The sequence below is a fragment of the uncultured Campylobacter sp. genome, from assembly GCF_938030685.1.
GTDB lineage: Bacteria > Campylobacterota > Campylobacteria > Campylobacterales > Campylobacteraceae > Campylobacter_B.
Window position 1 is genome coordinate 1 of the sequence record NZ_CALHHX010000194.1, and the last position, 5,208, is coordinate 5,208.

Genomic DNA, 5,208 nt, shown 5'->3' on the forward strand with positions numbered 1-5,208 from the left:
TTCCTGCGTAGCGGCAGCTTCAGATCGCTTTTTTGAAGCAGAAAATATTCGCTCCGCCCCTCAAAATTTAAGCGCGAAATTCCAAGATTTGCGACCTTGATCCGCCCTACATAATCCTTCGCCGCATCCGAAAACAGCGCGAGCTTCAGCGCGCCCATCGCGATCGTCAGATCCGCGCAAAATGCACCGCGCAAAATGCGCCCGCTCTTATCGATACCGCTTGGGATATCGACTGCGATTTTTAGGGATTTCGCGCTATTTGCGAGAGATAAAATTTCGCAAATTTCAGCGCTTATCGGTTTATTTAAACCGCTGCCGAAAATCCCGTCGATTATGCAGTCTGCGTTTGTAATCTCATCTTGCAGGACGCTCAGCTCGCCGCACTCGCCGCCTAGATTGCTGCATTCGCCGTCGCGCCCCGCGATCTCAAATTTAGCGCTTGTAAATTTTAAGTCCTTAAATTTTGCACATAATTTATCGCCGCCGCCTGAAATGTCCGCGTTGCTTAGCCTTTCACGTTCGCCCCACGGCTCGCTCGTGCCCTTTAAAGAGGAGCCGCCTACGCTTTCATGCACGCAAGCATTCTTGCTAGACGCGCCCTCTACGTGCCCGCAATCGTCTTTTGTGCTTGCGATATCGATAAGCCTAACGCCCGCAGCCCGCGCCGCATCAGCTTGAAATTTACCTGCCGCGCTTCTGTTTTGAAGCACGCAAAGCGCAGTGCAGCCAAAATCGCCGCTTAATTTTCGTAGCGCCGCCATCGCATCCGCGCCGTTATTTCCGCCGCCGCAGAGCGCCAAAATGCGCGAGCCCTTTTTGAGCCGCTTTCTGATCTCGCACTCGATCCTGCCTGCGGCGTTTTCCATTAAAATTTGCTCGCTAAGTCCAAATTTCGCACTAGCTCGCGCGTCGAGCTCCTCAGTGCTAAAGAAAATTTTTTTCAAATTTCGCTCCTTATGCGAAAGCTAAGAGCCTCCAAAATATGCGCTTTGGCGATGATTTCGGCGCCTGCTAGATCGGCGATCGTGCGTGCGAGCTTTAGCGTCTTATTCACGCCGCGTTGCGAAAGATCGTAGCGGGTGATCGCCGTTTGCAAAACCTCTCGCGCAGCGCTTTCGCAGACGCAAAATTTTTCGGTATCCTCGTCGCGCAGCTTTGCGTTTAGCTCGCTCTGTCCGCGAGCCTTCTGCGCGCGAAAGGCTCGCAGCACTGCATCCGCCATCTCCTCGCTGCAAACGTCGCTTCTGTCGTCCGCGCCGGTCTCATCCATCGCGACGTATATGTCGATGCGATCGAGCAGCGGCGCGGAGATCGTGTTTTTATAACGCCTGATGTCGTTTAGCGAGCAGGTGCAGGTGAGGTTTTTGGAGAATAAATTTCCGCACGGGCAGGGATTTTGCGCCGCGACAAAGATAAATTTCGTTTGGTATTCGACTTTGGAATTTACGCGCGAAATTAAAATTCTATTATCCTCCAGCGGCTCGCGCAGGCTTTCTAAAATTTGCTTGCCGAAGTGCGGCAGCTCGTCGAAAAACAGCTCGCCGCCGTTTGCGAGCGCGACCTCGCCGATCTTTGCGCCGCTACTACCGCCGCCGAAAATCGAGCTGCGCGTGCTGGTGTGGTGCGGCGAGCGGAAGGGGCGCAGTGCGCTAAAATCGACGTCTTTGTTATTTAGCGACTCGTAGGCGCACGAGAGTAGCACTTCGCCCAGGCTCTGCGGCGGCAGAATTCTGGCTATCCGCTTGGCGCACATGCTTTTGCCGCAGCCGGGACTGCCCTCAAAGAGGATGTTGTGCATGCCGCACGCAGCGATCAGGCTCGCGCGCTTGGCGCGTTTTTGCCCTTTGACGTCTTTAAAATCAAGCGAAAAATCGCGGTTGGGGACGTAAGCTTGCCCGCCAATCTCCACGACGTTTTTAAAAAGCGGATGGGTTTCTCGCATTAGCCTGCTTGCGGCGAACTCCTCGTCTAAAAAAAATCTGACCGCGTCGCTTAGGCTACCCACGGCATAAACGTCGTAGTTTGGGATCGTGCAGGCCTTTAGAGCGATGCTTTGCGGCACTAAAATTTTAGCGCGCTTCACCTTCGTGCTTAAAAAAAGTAGGATCGAAAAGAGGCTCGCCGTGCTCTTTAAACTGCCGTCTAAACCGAGCTCGCCGAAGACAAAGAAATCGCCGTCTATGCGCTCTTTTTGCAGCGCGATGAGAAGCGCGATCGCAAGATCGAAGTGCGAGCCGTTTTTGGGCGTGTCGGAGGGGGAGAGATTTATGATGATTTTGGAGGCGGGAAATTTAAAATTTAAGCTCACAAGCGCCGCTTTTACGCGGCTTTCACTCTCTTTTATCGTAGTGCCCGCAAGGCCAACGATATTAAATCCCGGCAGCCCCCGCACGAATGTCGATTCAACCTCTACGGGTATCAGAGCATCCGTGAAGGCAGCGCATTTTAGGGATTTCATTTCGATTTTTCTTTTAGGCTTTTTTTGAATTCTTTATCAAATTTTTTGCGTTTGTTGTATCCGATACGCTCGATAAAAAGATGCCCGTCGAGGTGGTCCATCTCGTGCTGGATACAGACGGCTAGCAGCTCGCTAGCGTCCATTTGGCGGATATTTCCGGCGCGGTCTTGAAACTGCACCGTGATAAACTCGGCGCGCGTGACGTCCTCGTAAAAACCCGGCACCGACAGGCAGCCCTCCTGGAATACAACCTCGCCTTCCTTTTTTAGAATTTGCGGATTGATGATCTCGATGAGGTCTTTTTTGTCTTGGATTTTTTCCTCATTGGCTAAATTTATAATCAAAGCGCGCACAGGCCTGCCTACCTGGATGGCGGCAAGGCCTATGCCGTTTTTTGCGATCATCGTCTCATACATATCGTCTAAAAGCTCGCCCAGCGCCGCGTCGAATTTCACGACCTCGGTCGATCTTTGGTATAGCTTTTTATTCGGATAGGTAAGGACGTCCAGGATCATCTATTTAAAGCTCTTTTGAAGTACTTGATCGATCAACCCGTATTGCACGGCATCCTCGGCGCTCATGAAAAAGTCGCGATCGGTGTCCTTTTCGACCTGCGCGAGATCTTTGCCGGAATTTTGCGAAAGGATGCCATTTAAAATTTCTTTCATTCGTAAAATTTCTTTGGCTTGGATCTCGATGTCGGTAGCCTGACCCTGCGCGCCGCCTAGGGGCTGGTGGATCATTATGCGCGAGTTTGGAAGCGCGTAGCGCTTGCCTTTGGCGCCGCAGCTTAGCAAAAACGCTCCCATCGACGCCGCTTGACCGATACAGATCGTGCTAACGTCGGGTTTGATGTAATTCATCGTGTCATAAATGCTAAATCCGCTCGTAACTACGCCGCCCGGGGAGTTGATGTATAGATAGATATCCTTATCCGGATCCTCCGCCTCCAAAAACAGAAGCTGTGCGACGATCGAGCTTGCCACTGCGTCGTCGATCTCGCCACTAAGCATTACGATACGATCTTTTAGCAGTCTCGAGTAGATGTCGTAGCTGCGCTCTCCGCGACTAGTTTGTTCGATAACGTAAGGAATCACCATCTATTCGCCCTTCTCTTCTTTTTTGCCCTGTTTGGAGAAAATATCGTTGAATAGCTTCTCCTCGATCAGCGCCATTTTGACGGCCGGCAGCATGCCGTTGTTGCGGTATCTATCTAGGTGCTCTTTCGGGTTTGCGCCGTAGGTATAGGCCTCCATATAGACAGCCTGAACGAGCTCCTGATCGCTTACGTCGATATTGCGCTTTTTGGCTAGCTCGTCGATTAAAAAGGTAAGTTTTACGCTGTTTTCGGCAGCCTTTCTAAACTCTTCTCGCTTTTTATCAAGGGCGTCTTTATTGTTTTTAAATTCCTCGATCTGCTCTTTTGAAAAGCCGCTCCAGGCGTTGTTAAACTGCAAATTTATCTCCTGCTCAACGATCGCTTTTGGAAGCGCGAAGTTAAATTTCTCGGCGAGCGCGTCGGCAAATTTAGGCTTTAGATCCTCATTTATTAGCTTTTGAAGCTTATCGTTTTTGATGCGCTCTTTGATGCGCGCTTCAAATTTCTCCTTGCTCGGCTCTTTCTCGCCCGGAAGCGCTTGCTTTAGCTCCTCCTCGCCGAGCTCTTTGGCAGGTTTTTTAGCTTGAATTTCGTGAAGCTTGACTTTAAAGATCGCGTCCTTGCCGGCTAAGCTTTTCGCGCCGTAATCTTGCGGAAATTTAACCGCTACGTCGCGCTCCTCGCCCACTCTAAGCCCGATCATACCGTCTTCAAAGCCCGGGATGAATTGATTTGAGCCGATCTGAAGGACGTAGTCCTGCGCCTTGCCGCCGTCGAATGGCTTGCCGTCTACGAAGCCTTCGAAGTCGAATTTCGCAAAATCGTCTTTGGCTAGAATTTTTTTGTTGGTTTTAGAAAGCGGCGCGATCATCTGCAAAAATTCCGCCACTTTCTCGTCGATCTCTTTTTGAGTAACGCGCGGACTGCTAAATTTAGGGATCAGCTCCTCGTATCCCTCGACGCTAACCTCGGGCCTGAAAGAAATTTCGATCTCCACGTCGATATCGCCTTCTTTTTCATCAAATTTAGAAAAGACCGGCTCGGATAAAATTTCATCTTGTTTTTTCTTTAAAATTTTAAGAGACTGATCAATCATATCTTTAAGAAGCTCCTGCTTTGCATCGCCCTCAAGCTGCTTGCCGTATCGCTTCAAAACTACTGCGGTAGGCACTTTGCCCTGTCTAAATCCGTCGATTCTTAGCTGCTTGGAGGCCTTTTTGGCTAGCTCTTCTACTTTGGCTGCGATCTGCTTTGCTTCGATCTTGCTCGCAGCGACCGCATTCGCGGCGTCTTTCATTTTTGCTTTTACTTCCATAAAATTCCTTTAGAAAATTTAAAAATAGCTCGTAATATATCAAAAAATTTCTTATTTAAAGTATAAATTCCTAAAATTTGCCGAGCCTAAGCGGCTCGCAGCTTTTAAATTTTAAAATTTTTAAGAGCCCGCCTTGAAATTTAAAGTGGGCTTGAGGCTAAAATTTTACCGATACGTTAAACATAAATTGCCGTGCGTAGCCCATTTGAATAGGTATCACGCTCGTAGTCGTGCCGGTTGAGGATGAAGTGTAGTATTTTTTGTCGGTCAAATTTTTGACATTGAACGAAAAATTCGTATCATAGCCCGAAATTTTAGTATCGTAGCTCACGAAGG

Annotated in this window: 5 protein-coding genes; all 5 read right to left on the reverse strand. The window is 49.5% G+C overall.

Annotated elements, in window-relative coordinates; translation table 11 throughout:
- Positions 1-944: NAD(P)H-hydrate epimerase (locus Q0369_RS09245; RefSeq protein WP_298099010.1), on the reverse strand; the 944-nt coding region annotated here is incomplete at its 3' end.
- Positions 941-2,458, reverse strand: coding sequence for a YifB family Mg chelatase-like AAA ATPase (locus tag Q0369_RS09250; protein WP_298099012.1), 1,518 nt, complete (start codon positions 2,456-2,458; stop codon positions 941-943). The genes Q0369_RS09250 and Q0369_RS09245, both read right to left, overlap by 4 nt.
- Entirely contained in the window at positions 2,455-2,973 is a 519-nt protein-coding gene (gene def, locus Q0369_RS09255) for a peptide deformylase (RefSeq protein WP_298099014.1), read from the reverse strand. Before def ends, Q0369_RS09250 begins: the two co-directional genes overlap by 4 nt.
- Positions 2,974-3,558 carry an ATP-dependent Clp endopeptidase proteolytic subunit ClpP gene (clpP, locus tag Q0369_RS09260; protein ID WP_005871578.1) on the reverse strand — a complete coding sequence of 195 codons (585 nt, stop codon included), beginning with the start codon at positions 3,556-3,558 and terminating at the stop codon, positions 2,974-2,976.
- Complete coding sequence (gene tig / locus Q0369_RS09265; RefSeq protein ID WP_298099016.1) at positions 3,559-4,872, reverse strand: trigger factor; 1,314 nt, start codon at positions 4,870-4,872, stop codon at positions 3,559-3,561.
- Positions 4,873-5,208: the final 336 nt, after the last annotated feature.